Origin of the sequence: Streptomyces sp. V4I2 (assembly GCF_030817655.1) — a bacterium.
GTDB lineage: Bacteria > Actinomycetota > Actinomycetes > Streptomycetales > Streptomycetaceae > Streptomyces > Streptomyces plumbiresistens.
This window is the reverse complement of record NZ_JAUSZM010000003.1, coordinates 3,473,903-3,494,668: the sequence shown is the minus strand read 5'-3', so window position 1 is coordinate 3,494,668 and position 20,766 is coordinate 3,473,903. Positions and strand designations below refer to the sequence as shown.

Here is a 20,766-nt window from a genome sequence, read left to right as displayed (position 1 = left end):
GGACTGTGGGATGCATCACGAGCATCACGGGCATCACGGGCATCACGGGCCACGGGCACAACAAACGGTCGTAACGGGTTGATCAGCGGGCGAGTTCGGACTCCGTGACCGTCGCCAACTGCGGCCTCCCGCCCCGTACCTCCCGCGCCTGCTCCAGCCGCAGCCGGGCCGAACGGCCGCGCAGGGTCAGGGTCATGAGCTGGTTGCCGAACCACGGGCCGCCCTTCTTGCGCCAGCTGACCGGCGGGACGGGAGTGCCGGCGTGCCAGGCGAAGCGGCGGCCGAGGGCGCGGGCCAGGGCGCTCCAGCCGAAGCGGAAGCCGAGCCTTATGGACAGGGGAATGGAGTTGTGGACCGGGGAGCAGGTCAGCTGGAGGATCCGGGCGTCGGGGGACTCGGCACGCCAGTGCGGCTCGGCCACGTACGCGTGGTGCACGTCCCCGGACAGGACGAGGATCGTCGCCGGCGCCTGGGGCCCCGAACCGGCCTCGGCGAGCAGCTCCGTCAGTGCGGTGAAGGACGCCGGGAAGGCCGCCCAGTGCTCCAGGTCGGCCCGGCGCCGCAGGTCCTCGCCGAAGCGGGCCCAGCGGGCACCCTTCTCGCCCCGGCACAGCGCCGCGTTCCACGCCTCGGCGTCGTGCACCAGGTGCGGCAGCAGCCAGGGCAGGGAGGTGCCGACGAGGAGATGGTCGTACGAACCCGGCGCGTCCAGCGCCTGTTCGCGCACCCACTCCGCCTCGCCCGGGTCGAGCATCGCGCGGTGCTCCTCGTCGAGGACGCGGGCCGCCCGGGTGTCCACCATCAGCAGGCGGACGCGGCCGAAGTCGCGGCGGTAGCTCCAGCGCACCGAGGCCGCGTCGGCGTCGGCCTCGGCGGCGAAGGCGCGCAGCACGTCGGTGCCGTCGGGGGTTTCGCGCACCGCCGCGTACAGCGGGTCGGCGGCCAGTTCGGCCGGGGACAGGTTCCCCAGGTGCTGGTGCACCCAGTACGACATCAGGCCGCTCAGCAGCCGCTCCTGCCACCAGCCGGTGGCCCGCATGTCCTCGAGCCAGGCGGCGGAGGTGTTCCAGTCGTCGATGACGTCGTGGTCGTCGAAGATCATGCAGCTGGGCACGGTGGACAGCAGCCAGCGCACCTCGGGGTCCAGCCAGGACTCGTAATAGAGGTGGGTGTACTCCTCGTAGTCCGCCACCTCGTTGCCCGGCGGGTCGCTCAGGTCGCGGCGGGCGGCCAGCCAGCGGCGGGTCGCGCCGGAGGTCTCGTCGGCGTACACCTGGTCGCCCAACAGCAGCAGCACGTCCGGACGTTCGCCCTCGGGACTGCTCGCCATCCGGGCCGAGAGGGTGTCCAGGGCGTCCGGGCCGAAGGGGTCCTTCTCGCCGGCCGGGGGCGCGGCCCAGCGGCAGGAGCCGAAGGCGACACGGACGGCCTCGTCCTCGGTGGAGGTGCGGATGACCGAGGGCGGGAACGGGGAGTCGGGCAACGGCCACACGCGCGTGCCGTCGAGGAACACCTCGTACGCGCGTGTCGTGCCGGGGGTGAGGCCGCTCACCGGGACGAGGGCGTAGTGATGGCCCTCGACCTGGAAGGTGCGGGCCTCGCCGCGGGCGCCGTCGGCGCAGCGCACCTCGGCGGTGCACGGGCGGCTCGCCTCGACCCAGACGGTCGCGCACGAGCCGTCGGCATACCTCAGCAGTGGCCCAAGGCGCAGTCCCGCCACGTGATCACCCTCCTCCGTCGCCCCGTACGGTACGGAACGACGGAGGGGAACGGGGAGGTTCCGCAGATCACGGTTTGTCGACCCTTTGGCGATCCTCGCGGACCACTTGGGATCGGGGGGATCAGCAGCCCGAGAGGTAGTTCGTGAGCGCGGTCTTCTCGGCCGAGTCGACGGAGAGGCCGTAGTAGTACTTCACCTGGACCCAGGCGCGGACGTAGGTGCAGCGGTAGGCCGTGCGCGAGGGCATCCAGGTGGCGGGGTCCTGGTCGCCCTTGGACTGGTTGACGTTGTCCGTGACCGCGATGAGCTGCGGGCGGGTCAGGTCGTTGGCGAAGGACTGGCGGCGGGCGGTGGTCCAGCTGTCGGCGCCGGAGTCCCAGGCCTCGGCGAGCGGGACGAGGTGGTCGATGTCGAGGTCGGAGGCGGCGGTCCAGGTGGCGCCGTCGTAGACGGAGTACCAGCTGCCGCTGGTGGCGGCGCAGGCGGAGTCCTGGACGACGTTCGTGCCGTCGCGCTTCAGGACGGCCTCACGGGTGTTGCAGGTGCCGGACTGGGTGATCCAGTGCGGGAACAGGTCGCGGTTGTACCCGGTGCGGTCCTCCGTCGCCACGGTGAGCGAGGCGAGGTAGGTGCGGGCGGTGGCGCCGCTGACCGGGGTGGGGAGGGCGGCGGAGGCGGTCGGGCCGTTGAAAAGCCCGACCGAGGCTATGAGGCCGGTGAGCGCGGCGAGTATGCTGACGCGTCGACGCGCGTAGAACTTCGACATACGAACTCCCATGGGGTGTGGGGCCGTTGAGGTGCGAGCGAGGGAATGCTCGCGGGGCCGTGTTGCCGGGGGATGTGCGTCGGGTAAGAAGCTAGTGACATGCACATGACACGTCTATGCTCGCGACGGGACTTTCGGCCCTGGGGGTCGGTTCAGGGTTCACCTGTTTCTTGCGAGGAGGCCCCGGCGTTCACGCCGGGGAGGAATCGCATCCGGGGGTCGCGACGCGGAGCGTCGCCGTGTCCGGGTCAGGGCGCGGAGTGCCCGTACCGCTGTCGTATCGCCGAGGTGATGCGAACGCCTGTGCCTGTGGTCGCTGGTCGGGGTGGTGGTTGTGGGATCGGGGGGCGTGTGTGCGGCTGTCGTACGTATGGTCCTTCGGAGGGTTCGGGACGGCGCAGTGTCCGGCCCGGGGCACTGTGAGGGGGCGAGATGGGGCAGGTGGGGGTGGCTGCGGAGGGCGGGCATGCCCGGTACACCTACCGGCTGCGCGTGCCGTCCGCTGCCCGCACCGCCCTGGCGGCGGAGTGGGGCCGGTGTCGTTGGGTGTGGAACGAATGCGTCGCCAAGTCCAGGGCCGTGCACCTGCACAACAAGGCCGCCGGCCGGAAGGCCACGTGCGGCCGGCTCAGCTCGACCGGATGCTGACCGAGGCCCGCGCCCGTACGCCGTGGCTGCGTGCGGGCTCATCGGTTCCCCAGCAGCAGGTCATCCGCGACTTCGGCCGCTCCCGCGCCAAGGCGCACAAGGACATCGAAGCGCGCCTGCCCATGACGCGCCGGGCCGGGATGCCCACGTACAAGACGAAGCGCGAGGCACTGCCGAGCCTCAACTACACCCGGCGCGGGTTCCGGTTGAAGGACGGCCGGCTGCACCTGGCGGGCGGCATCGTCCTCACCGTGGTGTGGTCGCGGGCCCTTCCGGCTGAGCCGTCCTCGGTGCGCGTGTACCAGGACAGCCTCGGGCACTGGTACTGCTCGTTCGTCGTCCCTGCCCAGGTGCAGCCGCTGCCCGCCACCGGCCAGGCACTCGGTGTCGACTGGGGCGTGAAGGAGACCGCCACCACCACGTCCGACGCGCACGACCTGCCGCACCCAGAGCACGGCAGGAAGGCCCAGGAGAAGCTGAGCCGGTACGACCGGATGATGGCCCGTCGCAAGCCGAAGACGGGACAACCGGCATCGAAGGGCTACCGCGAGGCGAGGAAACTGCGGGCGAAGGCATACAAGAAGGTCGCCAGGCAGCGTGAGGACACCGGCCGCAAGTGGGCCAAGAAGGTGGTCCGTGACCACGACGCCATCGCTGTCGAGGACTTCCGCCCGAAGTTCCTGGCCAGGACCACCATGGCCCGCAAGGCCGCTGACGCCGCGATCGGTGCCACCAAGGCCGCTCTGGTCGAGATGGGCCGCAAGCACGGGCGGGACATCCGCCTCGTACACCCTGCGCACACCACGATGGACTGCGCGCACTGCGATGCGAGAGCCAAGCACGCACTGCCGTTGGGTGAGTGCACCTACACCTGCACCGCGTGCGGAGCCTCCTCTCCGAGGGACAAGAACTCCGCACGCGTGATGCTCGTCCGGGCTGGTCTCAACCCGGCTGGTGCTGATGGCGGAAGACCTCCTGGAGCGCTGCTCCAGGAGGCGGCCTGAGCCAGGAATCCCCTTCCCTTCAGGGAGGGGAGGATTCAAGTACTATGGACGGCGCAGAAGGGGAGTAGCTCTTCGCCGGACCGTCGACATACTGCTCAGCTCGTCTGAGCCGGCGCCCGGAGGCGGATCCCTTGGTGGATCGGCCAGCGAGACCTTCGGCAAGCAGTGCACATCCGTGCCGTACGGCACGGATGACGTGTGCGCTGCCGTGCCGAGGTGTCCCGTCCGACGGATGCAGTGCTCTCGGTGGGGCAGCCCCGACCGATTGAGGACCCTTGATCAGCTTCACCGTGACGGCGCTCGTCTTCGGCGTCGTCTTCCTCGCCGAGCTGCCGGACAAGACCGCGCTCGCCGGCCTCGTCCTCGGCACCCGCTACCGCGCCTCCTACGTCTTCGCGGGCGCCGCCGCCGCCTTCGCGCTGCATGTCGCGCTCGCCGTCGCGGCCGGCAGCGTGCTGACGCTCCTGCCGCAGCAGCTCGTGCACGCCCTGACCGGTGTGCTCTTCCTCGGCGGCGCGGCTGTGCTGCTGATGACGAGGGACGGGGCCGATGGTGGCGCGGAGGTCCGCAAGCCGGAGAACCAGTCCTTCTGGAAGGTCTCGGGCGCCGGGTTCATGCTCATCCTGGTCGCCGAGTTCGGCGATCTGACCCAGATCATGACGGCGAACCTCGCGGCCCGTTACGACGACCCCCTCTCCGTCGGCCTCGGCGCGGTGCTCGCGCTGTGGGCGGTGGCCGGACTCGGCATCGTCGGCGGAAAAGCCCTGATGAAGCGGGTTCCGCTGCGGCTGATCACCAAGGTCGCGGCGCTGCTGATGCTGGGCCTCGGGGTGTGGTCGCTGTGGGAGGCCGTGGCCGGGTGAACGCGCCGCGTGAGCTGAACCGTGAGTGAACTGTTGCGTCAGACGGTGGCGGGAAGCCGGTTCTGTTTTGTACCGTGGAGGAACAAAGTGGCTCCCGCCCGTTTTCCCTGACCGGCGGGCGGGGCCGCCTTGTTCCCCCGGGGCTCACCCACCCGCCCCGCTGCCCCGCGTCTTGGAGCTGCCGATGACGGCCACCGCCGTGCTCACCGCCCGCGCCCTCCTGCTGGACATGGACGGCACCCTGGTCAATTCCGACGCCGTGGTCGAACGCATCTGGCGGCGCTGGGCCGACCGGCACGCGCTGGACGGGGACGAGGTCATGAAGGTCGTCCACGGCCGCCAGGGGCACGCCTCGATGGCGCTGCTGCTGCCCGGCCGCCCCATGGAGCAGAACCACGCCGACAACGCGCGCATGCTCGCCGAGGAGACCGCCGACATGGACGGCGTCGTCGCCATCCCGGGCGCCGCCGAGTTCCTCGCCTCGCTGCACGGGCTGCCGCACGCCCTGGTCACCTCCGCCGACGTCCCGCTGTCCACCGCGCGGATGACCGCCGCGGGCCTCGGCCTGCCCGACGTCCGGATCACCGCCGAGTCCGTCGGCGCGAGCAAGCCCGACCCCGAGGGGTTCCTCAAGGGCGCCGCCGAACTGGGCGTCGCCCCGGCCGACTGCATCGTCTTCGAGGACTCCGGCGCCGGCATCCAGGCCGGCCGCGCGGCCGGGATGCGGGTCGTCGGTGTGGGGTCGAGGGCCGGTTTCCATGGGCCGGACGCGCTGGTGCGGGACCTGACGGAGGTGCGGGTGGAGGCCGTGGGTGACGGGGCGGTCAGGGTGTGCGTCGGCTGAGAGCCGCGTGCGGGGTCCCGGGTGCGTCGGCTGAGTGCTGCCTGCCCGGTTTTCCGTGTATGTCGGACACGGCGTCCGGGGCCGGTTTCCGAGGCGGCCGCGCGGCCCGGTCAGGGTCTATGTCGGCTGAGAGCCGCGTGCGTCGGGTAAGGCGTCAGGGCCGGCTTCCGAGGCCCGTTTTCGAGGTCGGTCTTGGGGCCGGTCACGGCTCCGTCGTCTCCGACTCCAGCTTGGCCCGGGTCTTGTGCTCGTACACCCCGAGGTTGTCGGTGCCGACGTTCCGGGACCACTGGTAGTTGCGCAGCGCGTCCTCGACCGCGGTGGTGAAGTCCCCGTCGATCGCGCCGTTGTAGAGGTACAGCTGGCGCAGGCGCTCCTGGAGCTCGGTGACCTCGGGACCCTCGTCGCCGCGGCGCAGGACGGGGGGGTCGCTGCGGTCCTCCCCGGACTCGTCCCCGGAGCCCGGGCCCGCGGCGCTGCTCGTCACCGACTGCGTCGGCTCGGCCGACCGGGACGGGCTCGGCGAGGCGCTCGACGCGGATGCCGACGGCGAGGTGGTGGGCGACGGGCTGCGGCTGGCGGACGCGGACGGGGAGGCGGACGTCGGCGCCGCGGACGTGGTCCGCATGGACGGCGACACGGACGCCGCGCTCGGCGAGGAGTCCGGCACGGCCGCCCGTACGTCCTGCGGTGGTGCGCCGTCCCGCGAGGGCGTCTCGTACGCGAACAGCCCGCTCGCGAACCCGGCCGCCGCCACCACCGACACGACGGCTCCGCCGACGCCGAGCAGGACGGTACGAGGCCGGCGGCGCCCCGGCTCCCCGTCACCGTCGGCTTCGACGGGGCCCGGGCCGTCGGTCGCCTCGAACAGGTGCAGGTCGGTCGGGCTGGGGTAGGAGGCGGGGGGTGCCAGGGGGGTCGGGAGCGCGGAGGTCGCGTCGACGGCCGGGAGCGTGACCGTGGCGTCCTCGGCGCCGGAGGCGGTCGCGGCCGGGGTCACCGCACGCAGCGCCATGGTGGCCTCGACGGAAGGCACCCCGGGAACCCCAGGCATGTCGGGCGTGGCACGCACCTCACGAGCGTCGTCGGGTGTCTCGGACACCTCAGACGCGTCCGCCGCCCCCTCCAGCTCGACGTACGGCCGTATGCGCAGCGGATCGAAGTCCTCCGCCGCGGCCGCCTCCGCGGTGCGGGCGTCGCGCAGGGCGTCGGACGCCCGCTGGGTGCAGGCGCAGGACGGGGTGTTGTCGGCGCCTCTGGGGGCACCGCACTCCGGGCACAGGTGCCCCTTCGACTCGGTCACGCGTTCGCCCCTCCCCTCGCCGTCTTCCCCTCGCGAACTCCAGAGATTATCCAGACCTCCTCCACACCATCGCTCACGAGCCCCCGGAACAATGGCTTCCGGCATGACTCAACAGGCCATAACTGGTCACACCGACCACGATGGAAGATGGAACGAGACGGTCGGGAGGTCTTCATGGCCGGGGACGCACACGCAATGACGGGTCAGGTGCCGGACGCACGCGCCGAACACGTGCCCGGCAACGTTCTCGTCTCCATTGGTGCCCTGCTCCTCGGGATGCTGCTGGCCGCCCTCGACCAGACCATCGTGTCGACCGCGCTGCCCACGATCGTCAGCGAACTCGGCGGCCTGGAACACCTGTCGTGGGTGGTCACCGCCTATCTGCTGGCGTCGACGGCGGCGACCCCGCTGTGGGGCAAGCTCGGCGATCAATACGGCCGAAAAAGGCTGTTCCAGATCGCCATTGTGATTTTTCTGATCGGTTCGGCGCTGTGCGGCGCGGCACAGGACATGGCCCAGCTGATCGCGTTCCGGGCGCTGCAGGGCCTCGGCGGCGGCGGGCTGATGGTGCTGTCGATGGCGATCGTCGGCGACCTCGTCCCACCGCGCGAACGCGGCCGCTACCAGGGGCTGTTCGGCGCGGTCTTCGGGGCGACCAGCGTCCTGGGCCCGCTGCTGGGCGGGCTGTTCACCGAGCACCTGAGCTGGCGCTGGGTGTTCTACATCAACCTGCCGGTCGGTGTCGTCGCCCTCGCGGTGATCGCGACCGTGCTGCGCATCCCGGTCAAGTCCACGCGGCACGTCATCGACTACCTCGGTACGTTCCTCATCGCGTCCGTCGCCACCTGCCTGGTGCTGGTGGCCTCGCTCGGCGGCACCACCTGGGGCTGGGGCTCGCCGCAGATCGTCGGCCTGGCGGTGCTCGGCGTCGTCCTCGCCTTCGTGTTCGTGGCCGTCGAGCGGCGGGCGGCCGAACCCGTCCTCCCGCTGAAGCTCTTCCGGATCCGCACCTTCACCCTCTCCGCGGTCATCAGCTTCATCGTCGGCTTCGCGATGTTCGGCGCGATGACCTATCTGCCGACCTTCCTCCAGGTCGTCCAGGGCGTCAGCCCGACCATGTCCGGTGTGCACATGCTGCCGATGGTGTTCGGCCTGCTGCTGTCGTCGACCGTCTCCGGGCAGATCGTCAGCCGCACCGGTCGCTGGAAGGTGTTCCCGGTCGCGGGCACCGGTGTCACCGCCCTCGGCCTGCTCCTGCTCCACCAGCTGGACGAGACCAGCTCCACGGCCCGGATGAGCGGCTACTTCTTCGTCTTCGGCCTGGGGCTCGGCCTGGTCATGCAGGTCCTCGTCCTCATCGTGCAGAACGCGGTCTCGTACGAGGATCTCGGCGTCGCCACCTCCGGCGCGACCTTCTTCCGGTCCATCGGAGCCTCCTTCGGCGTCGCCATCTTCGGCACGGTCTTCGCCAACCGCCTCGGCGACAAGCTCACCGACGCCTTCAGCGGCACCCAGCTCCCGCCCGGCGTCTCGGTCGGCTCTCTGGAGGCCGACCCGCGCGGTATCGAGGCACTGCCGGCCGCGCTGCAACTCCCGGCCGTGCAGGCGTACGCCTCGTCCATCACCGACGTCTTCCTGTACGCCGCGCCCGTCGCCGTCGTCGGCTTCGTACTGGCCTGGTTCCTGAAGGAGGACCGGCTGCGCGGCTCGGTCACGGCGCCGGACGTCACGGAGACGCTCGCCAGCAACCCGGTGGAGCGGTCCTCGTACGACGAGGTCTGCCGGGCGCTGTCCGTCCTCGGCACCCGGGAGGGCCGGCGCGAGATCTACCGCAAGATCACCGCACGGGCGGGCTACGACCTGCTCCCCGCGGCGAGCTGGCTGCTGCTGCGGATCAAGAGGTACGGCATGGTCGAGCCGGGCGTGCTCGCCGAGCGCACCACCGTCCCGCTGACCGTCATCATCGAGGCCGCCCGCCAGGTCGAGGTGCGCCGCCTCGCCCTCCGCCAGGGTCTCGACCTCGTCCTGACCGACGAGGGCCGCGAGGTCGCCGACCGGCTCGCCCAGGCCCGCGAGGAGTCGCTGGCCGAGCTGCTGGGCGACTGGTGGGGGCCGGACCGGCCCACCGACCTGATCCAGCTGGTCAAGGAGCTGAACGGGGAGCTGTGCGGCTCGGAGGCGGAACGGCCGCACGACGAGCGGGCGGTGAACCGTCCTACGTGAGCCGCTTGCGGAACCAGTGCTCGGCGTACGTGTCGGCGTTGTGCGGCTCGGTCTCCTCGTAGCCGAGCCGCGCGTACAGGGCGCGGGCCTCCACCAGGTCGCCGCGCGTGTCCAAGATCATCGACACGGCACCGAGGGCGCGCGCCGCGTCCTCGGCGGCCCGGACCAGGGGCGCGGCGCCGCCCCGGCCGCGCATCCCCTCGTAGAGGAACACCCGGGTGAGCTCGGCGCTCCCGCCCTCCAGCAGCCGTACGCCCGCGCTCCCGGCCGGTTCGCCCCCGTACCGGGCGACCAGCAACTGTCCGCTCGGCGGGGCGAGTTCGGCCCCGGTGTGGGCGGCGATCTCCCGTTCCAGCTCGTCGGGGTCGGTCCGCCGTGCCTCGTGCAGCAGGTACCAGCGGTCGCTGACCTCCGTGTAGTACGCCCGCCAGAGCGCGGCGGCGACGGGCGAGTCGAAGGGTTCAGGGGCGATGGTCCAGGTCGTCATGGCGCCCATTCTCGGGAGCGCGGCTAAGCCGTCCGCAACCGGATATGGGTGGCCTCCGGCGAGTCCAGCACCTGCGTCTTGCGCCACTCGAGCTGCTGGTCGCCGAGGCCGTCGAAGAGGCGGCGGCCGCCGCAGGCGAGGACGGGGACGACGTGCAGCCACAGTTCGTCGAGCCATCCGGCCCGGACGAACTGCTGCACGAGGTCGGCGCCGCCGGCCAGGGAGACGTCCTTGTCGCCGGCCGCCTTCCGGGCGAGAGCGAGGGCGTGTTCCGGGCCCTCGGTGACGAAGTGGAAGGTGGTGCCGCCCTCCTTCACGAGGGGCTCGCGCTCATGGTGGGTGACGACGTACACCGGCATGTGGAAGGGCGGGTCGTCGCCCCACGGGATCTCGCCGGTGATGTACATGCGGTGGCCCATGACCACCGCGCCCGGGCGGGCGATCCTCCCCCACTGCCTGAACGGCGTGGGGGGACCCCCATGGCGAGCAATTCGTCCTCCGGGCCGGTCGTCCCGCCCTTCATCCCCTGCATCCGGCGCCACGAACGCAGCCCGAACACTCACTGGTGCAGCCGCTCCCCGCCGATGCCCAGGGGGTGCTCGCGCCCCGATTCCGGACCGGCGATGTACCCGTCCAGCGACGTGGACAGCTGTGCGATGACGTCACTCATGACGACCTCCTCCTCGGAGCACTCTTCCGGTGCCTTCACCCTTGCGTCGATCGGGCGCACACCGGATCGACACGCCGTTGCCACGGATGCGCGGACCGTTTGGACGGGGCCGCCCGGGCTACCCGGTCGTTGAAACCGGCCCGTACGGAGAGCCGGTTGGGTCGAGAACCCGGAAGGCACTCATGTCGACAGGCTTGATCATCGCTCTGATCGTGATCGTGGCGGCCCTCGTGATCGTCGCGGCGGTACTGACCCTGCGGGCCCGGCGCGGGCCCGGCGGCCAGAACCTGAAGCGGCGCTTCGGGCCCGAGTACGACCGGGCCGTGGCCCGGCACGACGGGGACGCCACGGCCGCCGAACACGAACTCGCCGAGCGCGTGGAGCGGCACGGATCGCTGCGCGAGCGGCCGCTGGAACCCGCACAGCGCGAGCAGTACGAGGCCCGCTGGACGGCCGCGCAGGAGCGGTTCGTCGACTCGCCGCGGGAGGCCGTGGCCGAGGCGGACCGGCTGCTCGCCGAGCTGGCCGGCGCCCGGGGCTTCCCGGACGGCGCGCGGTACGACGAACAACTCGACGCGCTGTCCGTGCACCACGCTCACCACGTGCACGGCTACCGGCGCGTGCACCGCGTCGCCACCGCGGGCGGGACCCGGACGCAGGACGGCGACGGCAGGGCAGGCACCGAGGAAATGCGCGAGGCCATGGTCGAGGCGCGGGCCCTGTTCGAGGACCTGACGCGCCCGACCCGGCACCGGGACGAGTCCCGGAAGACCGTCGAAAGGTCCGACGGCGGGGCGGCGCACGGTCGCGCCCACCACCAGCCGTGGGGATTCACCAGGCGTCATGCGAAGGGGAGTTGAATGACATGACGGATGCGACGAGCGGCCCGGGCGCCGAGGGCGCCCCGCGCGACGGAAAGCCCAGGGGGCGGTCCGCGGTCCCGGCTGCGGCTCCGGGCCGCGACCCGGTGACGGGCGAGAAGGTACCGGGCACCGTGCAGGCGACCGGCGCGGAGACCGGGCGAGGCCGTGAGACGGAGTCGGGCGGCGGGTTCGGCGGCGAGACCGCCACGGGCCGCGACGCCCCGGCCCCGGCGGGTACCTCGGGCGCTACGGCCCCGGCGGGCATGCCGGGCAGCCATGGCCCCTCCGGTACATCCTCCGACTCGGCACCGCTGGTCACCGGCTCCGAGCAGAGCCACGGCAGCCACGGCTCCGAGCAGGGCCAGGGCAGCCACGGCGGCCGCCTCCTCCCGCATGACGAGAGCGACAAGCTCTCCTCGCGACTGCAGCACGCGGTCACCGGGTTCGTGGACGCTCCGAAGTCGGCCGTCGAGGAGGCCGACCACGTGCTGGAGGAGGCCGCCGCCCGCTTCACCGACGCGGTGACACAGCGGCGCCGTACCCTCCGCAACTCCTGGCAGGCCGCGGACGGCGGCGGCACCGAGGGCGGGCCCGCGACGTCCACCGACACCGAACAACTCCGGCTGGCCCTGCGGGACTACCGCGAACTGGCGGAGCGACTGCTACGTATCTGAGGATTCAGGCCTTCAGGCCTGCGCCGCCCGGCGCTCCCGCCACTGCCGTACGACGTCCTCGACGTCGTACGGCTTCATGCCCAGCGGGGGACCGGGCGGCGGTTTGAACATCATCTCGCTGATCCTGACGTTGACGTCCGTCAGGATCTTCCGGACGATCCGCTCCGAGGGCGCCGCGTACGCAGCCGCGAGCGCGTCCTCGGCCTCCTTGCGCAGCGCGAGGGTGGGCGGCAGGACGGCGAGGCCTTCGCGGGCCATCTTCCGTTTGATCCACCACAGTTCGTCGTACGACGTGTCGGTGATCTCCGGCAACGGCTTGCCCGCGCCCGGAAGTTGGTCGAACTCGCCGCGGCGCTCGGCATCATGGATCTGTTTGTCGACCCAGGACTCGAACGGAACTCCGGGTGGTTTTCGCTCGGTCATGAGTCCATTGTGCCGGACGGGCCGGGGCCGGGCGATTTATCATGCGGCGGCTGTGTAAGGACACTTCAGGAGGAGCGCACGTGCTCGAACTCACCATGGCCGCCGTCTCCGCGACGGAGGAGGGTGCCACGGCCGGCATGCTCATGGCCGACTCGCCCAGCGAGCCGGGCGCCGTGCTGCGGGTGGGCCGGGACAAGACCGTGTGCCGCCTCGCGACACCCGACGACTGGCTGTTCGTCTCCCGCGTCCACCTGGAGTTCCTCTGTGGCCCGGACGGCACCTGGCACCTGACCTGGCTGCAGGGCTCCCAGCCCGACCCGTCCTCCGAGGTCCGCCTCACCGTCGGCGAGTACGCGCAGCCGCTGTCCTACGGCGGGACCGTGCCGCTGCCCAGGGGCGGCAGCGGCGAGATCATCGTCCAGGACCGCACCGCCCCGCGCAGCGTCAACGTCGGCTTCTATCACGAGGTGTGAGGGAACCGGGGCAGGGGTCACGCGAGGACGCGGGCCAGCGCGAAACCGTCGTAGCCCTTGCTGCCCACCGTCTGGATCGCCGTACCGCTCAGCCTGGGGTGCCTGCCGATTAGTTCGATGGCGGCCCGGGTGCCCTGGACGTCCGGGACGGCGCTGTCCGCGTCGGCGACCCGGCCGCCCCGCACCACGTTGTCGACGACGATCAGGCTGCCGACGCTGGTGAGTTTGAGCGCCCACTCCACATAGTGCGGGTTGTTGTCCTTGTCGGCGTCGATGAAGACCAGGTCGAAGGGGGCCGGGTTCTCGTCGGCCAGTTCGGGCAGCGACTCCAGGGCCGGGCCCACCCGCACCTCGACGAGCTTGTCGAGGCCCGCGCGGGCGATGTTGCGGGTGGCGACCTCCGCGTGCCGCGGGTTGTACTCCAGGGAGATCAGGCGACCGTCGGCGGGCAGGGCGCGGGCCAGCCAGATGGTGCTGTAGCCGCCGAGGGTGCCGATCTCCAGGATGGTGCGGGCGCCCTGGATCTGGGCGAGCAGCTGGAGGAGCTTGCCCTGGGGTGCCGTGACGCTGACCGGCGGCAGCTCGGCGGCTTCACTGTCGCGCAGGGCCGCCGCCAGGGCCTCGTCGTTCCGCGCGAGGTGGGTGGTGAAGTAGTCGTCGATGTCGTCCCAGCGCTGCGACTCGCTCATGGACCTGTGCCTTTCGTATGTCTAGTTAGAACAGCTAACTAGCTGTGCTAACGAACATAGTCGCGTGCCGGTTCCCTGTCAGGGACTCCCGCGGGGAGGTTTCAGCCGATCGGCCCAGGCGCCGCCGCTTGCGGCGACGGAGGGCAGGCAGAAAACCCGCATCCCGGCCTCGCAGCGGATGTTCCGACGTCCCGCTGTGATCCTTCTCGCGCCCCGCGGAGGCAAGTGAACCTTCCGCGCACTATCGTCATCCGGACAAAAGGAGAGCGGACGTCAGGTGAAGCAGGGGTTGCCCGCGTCTCTCTCCGGGGGTGATGCGAGCCTCATAGGGTTCGCTAAGCAATCCGACGCACGCGACGCGTGGGACGAACGGGGCGGGAGGCCGACGAGGCGTGGCGAATGCGGAGCACAGTGGGCGACCGGCGGAAGCTTTCGGAGCGACAGCCGTCGGCACGGCTGCGGCTGCCCAGGCCCGCCTGCGCGCGGCCCGGCTCGGCCTGTGGCTGGTCGCCGTGGTCATCGCCGTACGACAGGTGGCTGTCGTCCTCAGTACGCCCCGGGGGGAGCGGCTGACGGATCTGGAGACCTGGGTCGGTCCGAACGGTGTCCTGCATGTGAAGGGCTCGCTGTACGACTCGACGCGCTTCACCGGCACGCCCTTCGGCGGATGGGTCATGAAACCGCTCACCCGAGCGGCCGAGCAGGCCCTCGGCTGGGGCTGGACCTTCGGCACCCTCCTGCTGGTCGTCGCGCTCGGCCTGGTCGCCGCCCGCGCCCTGCCTCAGCCGGTCAGCCGCCGTACCTCCCTGCTCGCCGCACCCGTCGCGATCAGCCTGCTGATGCTGTCGCTGCCGGTGCGCAACACGCTCTCGCTCGGCCAGACCAGCATCATCCCGGTCCTGCTCGTGCTGCTCGGCTGCTTCTCCGTACGCGGCCAGCGCGCCAGCGGCCTCCTCATCGGCATCGCCGCCGCACTCCAGCCCACGGTCCTGCTGTTCGCCCCGCTGCTGTGGTTCACCGGCCGCCGCCAGGCCGCCCTGTCCACCGGCGTGACCTTCGCCGGATGCACGGCGCTGGTCTGGGCGGCGATGCCGCACGACTCGTACACCTACTGGGTGCACCACATGGCCGGCGTCGGCCTCGGCGGCAAGGCCGACGACCTCGCCAACCAGTCCCTGCACGGGTTCCTGCTCCGCCTCGGCCTCTCCGGCCCGCTGGAGATCACGCTCTTCCTGCTGCTGGGCGCCGCGGTCGCCACCCTCGGCGTGCACCGGGCCGTGCGCTACGCGCGGGACGGACAGCTCCTGCTCGCCGTCGCGATCACCGGCTGCGCCGCGATCGCCGTCTCGCCGACCACCTGGCAGCACCAGCTGCTGTGGGTGCTGCTCGCGGTCGTCGGCCGGGTCGGCAAGCGGGCCTCCGACCGCTATGTGTGGCCGGTCGCCGTCGTCCTGGTGATGACGCTGCCCGCGAAGATGATGCTGCCGAACATGCCGGCGCTGTACGCCCTGCGCGACAACGTGGTGCTGCTCGCGGCCGTCGCGGCGGCCACCGTCATCCCGTTCCTGTCCCGCACCTCGGCGCACTACCGGTCACCGATCCCGACGGAGTACGCCGAACCCGTCCCGGCACGCCTCAAGCAGGTCCCGCTGCTGCCCTTCCTGCGCCGGGTCCTCAGCCGCCCGAACCTGCTGCTGGAACTCCTGCTCATCCGCGTCACCTACGCCGCCTACCAGCAGGTCAGACTCGCGGCGACCGGCGGATCCAACTCGGCCGGCCGGGCCCGCGCGGAGAAGCACGGCCACCAGATCCACGACATGGAGCGCTGGCTCCACATCGACATCGAGCACTGGGCCAACCACGCCGTCGTCAAGGTCGACTGGATCCGGAACTTCTTCGACTTCTACTACACGTCGTTCCACTTCGTCGTCCCGCTGAGCGTCCTCGCCATCCTGTACTGGCGCCGCCCCGTCGACTACCGATGGGCCCGCGCCACCCTCGGCTTCACCACCCTGCTCGCCCTCGTCGGCTTCTGGCTCTACCCGCTCGCCCCGCCCCGCCTGATGCCCAACCTCGGCGTCATCGACACCGTGCACGGCGTCCAGGACTTCACCAAGCCGGACTACGGCACCCTGACCGCCCTCACCAACCAGTACGCGGCGATGCCGTCCCTCCACTTCGGCTGGTCCCTGTGGTGCGGCCTCGTCATCGCGATCATCGCCCCGAGATGGTGGATGAAGGCGCTGGGCCTGCTGCACCCGCTCTTCACGGTTACGGCGATCGTGGTGACCGGCAACCACTGGGTACTGGACGCGGCGGGCGGCGCGGTGGTCGTGGCGGCCGGGTTCGGGCTGGCCTATCTGTTCCAGGGGCCGCGGGCCAGGAGCGCGCAGGCCGGGCGGGTCAGCAACGAACCGTCACTGGTGAAGGACCCCGCACCGAGCTGACCCGCCCCGCCCGCGCCCCCGGCGACCTGGTCACGAAGGCGCGGGCCCGCCGGTCCCACCGCTGGTGCCGCTCTCCGGACTCCCTTCGGGCGCGGGCCGGCTGAACACGGAGTCGACGACCGCCAGGTCGTCGTCCGTCGTGTCCCGCGAGCGGGACAGCGCCCGGGCGAGCCACAGCCCCGCGGCGAGCACCAGCACCGCCCACACGACGGCCGACGCACTGCCCGCGACCTGCTCCGGGCAGCTCCCGCTGCCACCCGGCAGGTCGCTGTGGTAGGCGGGGGGCAGACACTGCGCCGAGGCGGACGAGGGCCCGCCGAGCACGAGGACCACGATGGCCGCGGCCAGGGCCAGCAGCCGCACGGCACGGGAGCCGGTCATGACAGCGCTCCCCGCGCCGGCAGGGCGGGCGGTTCCGGGGCCATGGGCGCTCCCTTCAGTTCCAGTACGCGGTCTCGCAGCGGCCGTTCATCCGGTACGAAGATGTCGGCGCCGGATCGGTCACGGTGCAGGCGCTGTGTCGCGAGGTCCAGCTGCGCCTGCTGGAGGCGCATGAGGTGGCGTACGCCTGCCACTCCGTCCCGGCGCCACACCCGCAGTTCCAGCAGGAGCCGGCGGCGCGGGGCGAGCAGGAGCCCGATCTCCGGTTCCGTGACGGCGCCGTCCCCCTCCGCGGCCTCCGCGCGCAGCGCGCGGGACAGTCCCAGCCGCTGCGCCCTGAGTCCCTGCCTGAGGACCAGCACGTACAGGACGATGAACACCCCCGAGGTGAGGGCCGTCATCAACGGCACCCCCAGCAGCAGCCCCACCGCGTCGCTGTCGGAGAACCAGTCGTCCCGCCGCTTGGCGAGCTGCCCCAGAGCGATGTCCGTCCAGAAGTGCCCGCCCACCGCGGCCAGCACCCCCGCGCCGACGACCAGGGCCCGGTCCCTGCGCTCCCGCAGCCGGCGGGCCGCGCCGAACCCGGCCCCCACCAGCGCCGTGAACGCCACGTGCACCGCCATCAGCCCGACCACCTGCCGGGTCCAGAACTCCACGGGCAGCTGGGCCTCGGGGCCGGCCGAGCCGAGCGCGCCCGGGTAGTCGCTCATGTAGGCGACCGTCTCCGTGAGGTTGAACCCGAGGCCGACGGCCGCGCCGAGGACCACCCCGGAGACCACGCCGTCGAAGTGGCGCCGGCAGAGGAAGTACAGGGCGGCGACCACGGCGGCCTTGCCCAGTTCCGTGAAGAGGGCGCTGTTGAAGCAGCCGACGGCGAAGAGCGCGCGGACCGTGTCCCGGGGGGTCGACCAGTCGAGAAGGTAGCCGGGGGCGTACCACCACGCCCAGACGTTCATGGTGAGGCCGTACCCGGCGGCGATCAGCGCGCCCGAGCCGAACCCGGCCAGCAGCAGCCGGCCGGGCAGCCGGCGGAACAGCTGGAGGCGGTGCACGAGGAGCAGGGCCGCCGCCGTGGTGGGCAGGCAGAGCAGCAGCAGGGGCAGGCTCCGGAACAGGACGTGGAACGCCATCGTCGTGTACGGCAGGGTCAGGGCCGCCAGGATGCCGTACTGGTGGGCGCGGACCGTCCTGGCGTGCGCTTCGGGATCGGCCGGGGGAGCGCCGCGCCGCAGGGCGAGCGACAGGCCCAGGACCGCCGCGACGCCCCAGCCGACGAGCAGCAGGATCCGCGTCGCCTCGAAGATGCCCGGCAGGGGCTTCAGCCACAGCACCATCAGGGAGGTGGGCGAGGTGACGTCGGGCGTGGACCAGTAGAGGATCTGCGCGATGCCGTAGGCCGCTGACATCACGAGCGCCACCACGATCGCGGTCGGCAGGCCGTGCCGCGGCACGCGGGCCGGCGGCCGGGGCGGGGGCGGTGGGAGAGCTCCGGGTGCCGTCGTCATGGGGCACCTCCGTCCTGCGGAAGGTCGAGGCTCGGCCAGCCGCTGGGGAGTTCCGTAAGGGTCGGCAGCTCGGGCAGGGACGGGAAGGAGAAGGTCGGCGTCGGGTAGTTCGGGCCGCCGGTGGGCCAGGAGGTGGGCCACTCGCTCGGGACCCCGGTGAGCCAGTCGCTCGGGTAGCCACTGGGCAGGGGCATCTCGGTGACACCGGACGGAAGCAGTTCCGTGGGCACGATCGACGCGGGCGGCGGCATGTCGGTCTGCGGCACCGCCGGTTCGGTGGTGGCCCCCATGACCGCGGCGACCACGAGGGCCACGGCGCCGACCCCGCCGATCGCGGCCATCAGCCGTACGTAGGGCCGGGGCCCGCGCTCCGGCTCGGCCGCATACGCCGCGGTCTCCTCGTCCGGGAATCCCCTGAGCTCCGGGGGAGGAGACGGATCCGGAGGATACGGCGCTGAACCCGGCGGGTACGACGACGATCCCGCCTGCTGCGGCGTCATGGGCGGCGGGCCGGCGCCCGCCGGTAACTCAGGGGCCGGGCCCCTCTCGTCCTCGGACGTCATGGTTGTCTCCCTGTGGAGAGGGACGGGGTCGGGTACGGGCGGATCGGAGAGCCGCCTGGCGCAGGGGACTCACGGCGGCCGGGGTGGAGAGGGGACGGCGTCGCCACCGCCGGAGCAGCAGTACGGCGAGCGGCAGGAGCAGCACGGCCGCCGCGAAGGGCAGCAGACGCAGCGTCAGGTCCCACGGGGACGAGCCGTCGCCGGGCGGGCCGAGGCCGGCCGCCTGGCGCGGGGTGGGGGAGCCGAGCGACAGCGTGCCGGACGCGTCGCCGGGCGACGGCTGCCGCAGGGACTTGTCGACGTCCTCGCGCAGGTCGCCGTACCGGCTCTCGAACGAACCGTCCGACATCTGCCGCAACGGTACGTCGCGCAGGTTGACGCCGCCGGACACGTACGAGCGCCGGTAGCGCACGCCGTTCTCGGTCCACTCGCGGACGATGTCGAACTCGTGGTTCGTGTACGAGTCCACGTACGCGTCGTAGGTGTCATCGGCCGTCCACCCCGTCCTCGTCGTCCACGGGCCGATGTCGCCCCGGTCCACGAGATCGCCGTAGGTGGTCTGCTGCGACCGGCTCAGGTCGCGGTACCACTCGGCGGCCACCCGGGCGAGATACACGCGGCGCAGATCGGCGTACCCCGGGCCGGAGTTGACGTCCTTCTTCAGCCGGGGCAGCACGAGGCGCTGGATCAGCCGCTCGTTGTGGTTCTCGGTGGCCACGTCGTTCCCTGGGCAGCTCTCGGCCGGGCGGGAGCGGTACTGGGACTTCATCCGCACGTCCAGCGGCGCGTCGAGGATGTAGAGCCGGTCATCGTCACGGCGGACCTGCGCGGGAGCGGGCACGATCCACACCCGGGTCCGCGTGCACGTCCCCAGCAGGCCGTCCCAGAACTCCCGGCCGCTCGCGGTGTCCGGGTGGAGGATCCTGCTGGTGTCCTTCTTGAGCCGCAGGTCGGCCTGGAGCATGACGCGTCCGACGTCGGTGCGGCCGAGCCGGGAATCCACGATGCGGTCCGGCTCGTTCGGATTCAGATTCACCCAGTACGTCGACGGATCCAGCGCCAGCCAGGTGAAGAAGGCGTCCGAGGTGAGCCGCGCCGCGTCCACGCCGAGGTCCGGGGAGGTGCCACCGGTGGTGGAGGCCGGGGCCTGGAAGGAGTACTGCAGGCCGCTGCCGTCGCCGGGGTCGGACAGGTAGCGCAGTTGGAGAGCGGAGAAGTCGATACCGCCCAGGGCCTGCTCGACGGGTGCCGCCAACGCCCTGACGAGCCCGCTCTCGGCGCCGCCCGCCGCGTCGCTCTCGCCGCACGCCGAACGCACCGCGGAGGTGAGCGCCGCCGAGGCGAGGCCGAGACTGCAGGAGCCGCCCCCTCGGGCGGTTCTGAAGACGCGGCTCGTTTGCCTGGCCTTTTCCCGCCTGCGCTCCTCGGTCACCTCCTCGCGCTGTTCGAGCCTCTCCTTCTCCTGGGCCACCTCCTGGCGGAACGCCGCGTTCTTCTCCGTGGCCGGTGCCGTTGCGGTGAGGAGCCTCCTCATCGCCGCTGTCGAGCGCGTGCCGTGCGGGACGGCGTAGTACACGCGCGCGTTCTTCGGGATCTCGGGAGCACACCTCGGGCAGGGCGAGCGGTCGGTGTAGACGGCGAAGAGCCGGTTCTGGTCCTTCACACCGAGGTAGTCCAACTCTTCCAGCAGGCGTATTTCGGAGTGCTCGGCATGGGCGTTGTTGGTCTTCCGGATGATGATGAACCGCTTGATCTCCGGGTTCTCGTCGAGGCAGAGCTGCCGGTGGAGCTCGGGGTCACTCTCCTGTAACTCCGTGACGTCGACGACCTCCAAACCCTTGGTGTTCAGGCCGTCCAGGTTCGTGATGTCGATGAATCCCATGGCGAGGTTGCGCCATGCCTTTTCCGGATCGTCGATGTACCTCGCCGCCCGTGCGACGTACGCCCTCCGCCCGATCGGGGTCTGGAACCACGACGTGAGCTTCGTCCTCGCCTTGCCGCACGGCTTCGGCGTCGCTTCGACGACCTGCGCTTGGGCGACCGGCGTCGCGGTGCTCTGCGGTACCCCGAGTAGGAGAACGAGGACGAGGCCGATGACAGCAGCTGCCCCCCGTGTCACGACATTCACAGCAAAACCCCCGTAATGCTGTCCCTCTCCCAGACTGTCGTCGGCCCCGGAGGCGGTCAACCCGTCGGGAGGACGAAAGGCCGGACGGGCCG

18 protein-coding genes and 1 pseudogene are annotated in these 20,766 nt (G+C 71.6%); 8 read left to right on the top strand and 11 right to left on the bottom strand.

The window, feature by feature from the left end:
• Positions 1–82: 82 nt before the first annotated feature.
• Complete coding sequence (locus QFZ76_RS16745; protein ID WP_307674498.1) at positions 83–1,720, bottom strand: alkaline phosphatase D family protein; 1,638 nt, start codon at positions 1,718–1,720, stop codon at positions 83–85.
• Positions 1,721–1,841: 121 nt separating this feature from the next.
• Positions 1,842–2,486, bottom strand: coding sequence for an HNH endonuclease family protein (locus QFZ76_RS16740; RefSeq protein WP_307674497.1), 645 nt, complete (start codon positions 2,484–2,486; stop codon positions 1,842–1,844).
• Between the two features lie 432 nt (positions 2,487–2,918).
• Here QFZ76_RS16740 and QFZ76_RS16735 point away from each other — a divergent pair.
• From QFZ76_RS16735 to QFZ76_RS16725, 3 genes and pseudogenes are all read left to right on the top strand, one after another.
• Positions 2,919–4,138, top strand: a pseudogene (locus QFZ76_RS16735) (RNA-guided endonuclease InsQ/TnpB family protein).
• Between the two features lie 275 nt (positions 4,139–4,413).
• Complete coding sequence (locus QFZ76_RS16730) at positions 4,414–5,001, top strand: TMEM165/GDT1 family protein (RefSeq protein ID WP_307674496.1); 588 nt, start codon at positions 4,414–4,416, stop codon at positions 4,999–5,001.
• A 184-nt stretch (positions 5,002–5,185) separates the two neighbouring features.
• Complete coding sequence (locus tag QFZ76_RS16725) at positions 5,186–5,845, top strand: HAD family hydrolase (protein ID WP_307674495.1); 660 nt, start codon at positions 5,186–5,188, stop codon at positions 5,843–5,845.
• A gap of 202 nt (positions 5,846–6,047) precedes the next feature.
• Here QFZ76_RS16725 and QFZ76_RS16720 read toward each other — a convergent pair whose 3' ends face one another.
• Complete coding sequence (locus QFZ76_RS16720; RefSeq protein ID WP_307674494.1) at positions 6,048–7,148, bottom strand: peptidoglycan-binding protein; 1,101 nt, start codon at positions 7,146–7,148, stop codon at positions 6,048–6,050.
• Between the two features lie 174 nt (positions 7,149–7,322).
• Between QFZ76_RS16720 and QFZ76_RS16715 the strand changes: the two genes are divergently transcribed.
• Complete coding sequence (locus tag QFZ76_RS16715; protein ID WP_307674493.1) at positions 7,323–9,371, top strand: MFS transporter; 2,049 nt, start codon at positions 7,323–7,325, stop codon at positions 9,369–9,371.
• Here QFZ76_RS16715 and QFZ76_RS16710 read toward each other — a convergent pair.
• A complete protein-coding gene (locus QFZ76_RS16710; RefSeq protein WP_373464306.1) occupies positions 9,364–9,867 on the bottom strand; it encodes a GNAT family N-acetyltransferase in 504 nt (167 codons plus the stop codon). The two genes, QFZ76_RS16715 and QFZ76_RS16710, sit on opposite strands and share 8 nt — an antisense overlap.
• A 14-nt stretch (positions 9,868–9,881) precedes the next feature.
• Positions 9,882–10,277 (bottom strand): dihydrofolate reductase family protein, encoded by a 396-nt coding sequence (locus QFZ76_RS16705; RefSeq protein WP_307674491.1) that lies wholly within the window; start codon positions 10,275–10,277, stop codon positions 9,882–9,884.
• 433 nt (positions 10,278–10,710) lie between these two features.
• Here QFZ76_RS16705 and QFZ76_RS16700 point away from each other — a divergent pair, with 433 nt between their 5' ends.
• On the top strand, positions 10,711–11,388 hold the full coding sequence (locus tag QFZ76_RS16700) for a hypothetical protein (protein ID WP_307674490.1): 678 nt from the start codon (positions 10,711–10,713) through the stop codon (positions 11,386–11,388).
• Between the two features lie 5 nt (positions 11,389–11,393).
• Positions 11,394–12,065: a hypothetical protein gene (locus tag QFZ76_RS16695; RefSeq protein ID WP_307674489.1), complete on the top strand. Its 672-nt coding sequence runs from the start codon at positions 11,394–11,396 to the stop codon at positions 12,063–12,065.
• A 12-nt stretch (positions 12,066–12,077) separates the two neighbouring features.
• Here QFZ76_RS16695 and QFZ76_RS16690 read toward each other — a convergent pair whose 3' ends face one another.
• Positions 12,078–12,488 (bottom strand): DUF1992 domain-containing protein, encoded by a 411-nt coding sequence (locus QFZ76_RS16690; RefSeq protein ID WP_307674488.1) that lies wholly within the window; start codon positions 12,486–12,488, stop codon positions 12,078–12,080.
• Positions 12,489–12,568: 80 nt separating this feature from the next.
• Between QFZ76_RS16690 and QFZ76_RS16685 the strand changes: the two genes are divergently transcribed.
• On the top strand, positions 12,569–12,961 hold the full coding sequence (locus QFZ76_RS16685) for an FHA domain-containing protein (RefSeq protein ID WP_307674487.1): 393 nt from the start codon (positions 12,569–12,571) through the stop codon (positions 12,959–12,961).
• Between the two features lie 17 nt (positions 12,962–12,978).
• Here the strand turns inward: QFZ76_RS16685 and QFZ76_RS16680 are convergent, their stop codons facing one another.
• On the bottom strand, positions 12,979–13,650 hold the full coding sequence (locus QFZ76_RS16680; protein ID WP_307674486.1) for an O-methyltransferase: 672 nt from the start codon (positions 13,648–13,650) through the stop codon (positions 12,979–12,981).
• 392 nt (positions 13,651–14,042) lie between these two features.
• Here QFZ76_RS16680 and QFZ76_RS16675 point away from each other — a divergent pair, with 392 nt between their 5' ends.
• A complete protein-coding gene (locus tag QFZ76_RS16675; protein ID WP_307674485.1) occupies positions 14,043–16,097 on the top strand; it encodes a bifunctional glycosyltransferase 87/phosphatase PAP2 family protein in 2,055 nt (684 codons plus the stop codon).
• A gap of 30 nt (positions 16,098–16,127) precedes the next feature.
• On the opposite strand, the gene QFZ76_RS16670 is transcribed toward QFZ76_RS16675, so the two are convergent.
• The 4 genes from QFZ76_RS16670 to QFZ76_RS16655 are packed head-to-tail and all read right to left on the bottom strand — an operon-like array spanning position 16,128 to position 20,665.
• Positions 16,128–16,478 carry a hypothetical protein gene (locus tag QFZ76_RS16670; protein ID WP_307674484.1) on the bottom strand — a complete coding sequence of 117 codons (351 nt, stop codon included), beginning with the start codon at positions 16,476–16,478 and terminating at the stop codon, positions 16,128–16,130.
• Positions 16,475–17,983 (bottom strand): PrsW family glutamic-type intramembrane protease, encoded by a 1,509-nt coding sequence (locus QFZ76_RS16665; protein ID WP_307674483.1) that lies wholly within the window; start codon positions 17,981–17,983, stop codon positions 16,475–16,477. Before QFZ76_RS16665 ends, QFZ76_RS16670 begins: the two co-directional genes overlap by 4 nt.
• Positions 17,980–18,546: a hypothetical protein gene (locus tag QFZ76_RS16660; RefSeq protein WP_307674482.1), complete on the bottom strand. Its 567-nt coding sequence runs from the start codon at positions 18,544–18,546 to the stop codon at positions 17,980–17,982. Before QFZ76_RS16660 ends, QFZ76_RS16665 begins: the two co-directional genes overlap by 4 nt.
• Positions 18,512–20,665 (bottom strand): nucleic acid/nucleotide deaminase domain-containing protein, encoded by a 2,154-nt coding sequence (locus tag QFZ76_RS16655; RefSeq protein ID WP_307674481.1) that lies wholly within the window; start codon positions 20,663–20,665, stop codon positions 18,512–18,514. Before QFZ76_RS16655 ends, QFZ76_RS16660 begins: the two co-directional genes overlap by 35 nt.
• Positions 20,666–20,766: the final 101 nt, after the last annotated feature.

What these genes read in the sequence shown, in the direction of transcription:
- QFZ76_RS16740 (WP_307674497.1), bottom strand. Translation starts at nt 2,486, where the DNA reads ATGTCGAAGTTCTACGCGCGTCGACGCGTCAGCATACTCGCCGCGCTC.
- QFZ76_RS16725 (WP_307674495.1), top strand. Translation starts at nt 5,186, where the DNA reads ATGACGGCCACCGCCGTGCTCACCGCCCGCGCCCTCCTGCTGGACATG.
- QFZ76_RS16715 (WP_307674493.1), top strand. Translation starts at nt 7,323, where the DNA reads ATGGCCGGGGACGCACACGCAATGACGGGTCAGGTGCCGGACGCACGC.
- QFZ76_RS16710 (WP_373464306.1), bottom strand. Translation starts at nt 9,867, where the DNA reads ATGGGCGCCATGACGACCTGGACCATCGCCCCTGAACCCTTCGACTCG.
- QFZ76_RS16705 (WP_307674491.1), bottom strand. Translation starts at nt 10,277, where the DNA reads ATGGGCCACCGCATGTACATCACCGGCGAGATCCCGTGGGGCGACGAC.
- QFZ76_RS16700 (WP_307674490.1), top strand. Translation starts at nt 10,711, where the DNA reads ATGTCGACAGGCTTGATCATCGCTCTGATCGTGATCGTGGCGGCCCTC.
- QFZ76_RS16695 (WP_307674489.1), top strand. Translation starts at nt 11,394, where the DNA reads ATGACGGATGCGACGAGCGGCCCGGGCGCCGAGGGCGCCCCGCGCGAC.
- QFZ76_RS16690 (WP_307674488.1), bottom strand. Translation starts at nt 12,488, where the DNA reads ATGACCGAGCGAAAACCACCCGGAGTTCCGTTCGAGTCCTGGGTCGAC.
- QFZ76_RS16680 (WP_307674486.1), bottom strand. Translation starts at nt 13,650, where the DNA reads ATGAGCGAGTCGCAGCGCTGGGACGACATCGACGACTACTTCACCACC.
- QFZ76_RS16670 (WP_307674484.1), bottom strand. Translation starts at nt 16,478, where the DNA reads ATGACCGGCTCCCGTGCCGTGCGGCTGCTGGCCCTGGCCGCGGCCATC.
- QFZ76_RS16665 (WP_307674483.1), bottom strand. Translation starts at nt 17,983, where the DNA reads ATGACGACGGCACCCGGAGCTCTCCCACCGCCCCCGCCCCGGCCGCCG.
- QFZ76_RS16660 (WP_307674482.1), bottom strand. Translation starts at nt 18,546, where the DNA reads ATGACGTCCGAGGACGAGAGGGGCCCGGCCCCTGAGTTACCGGCGGGC.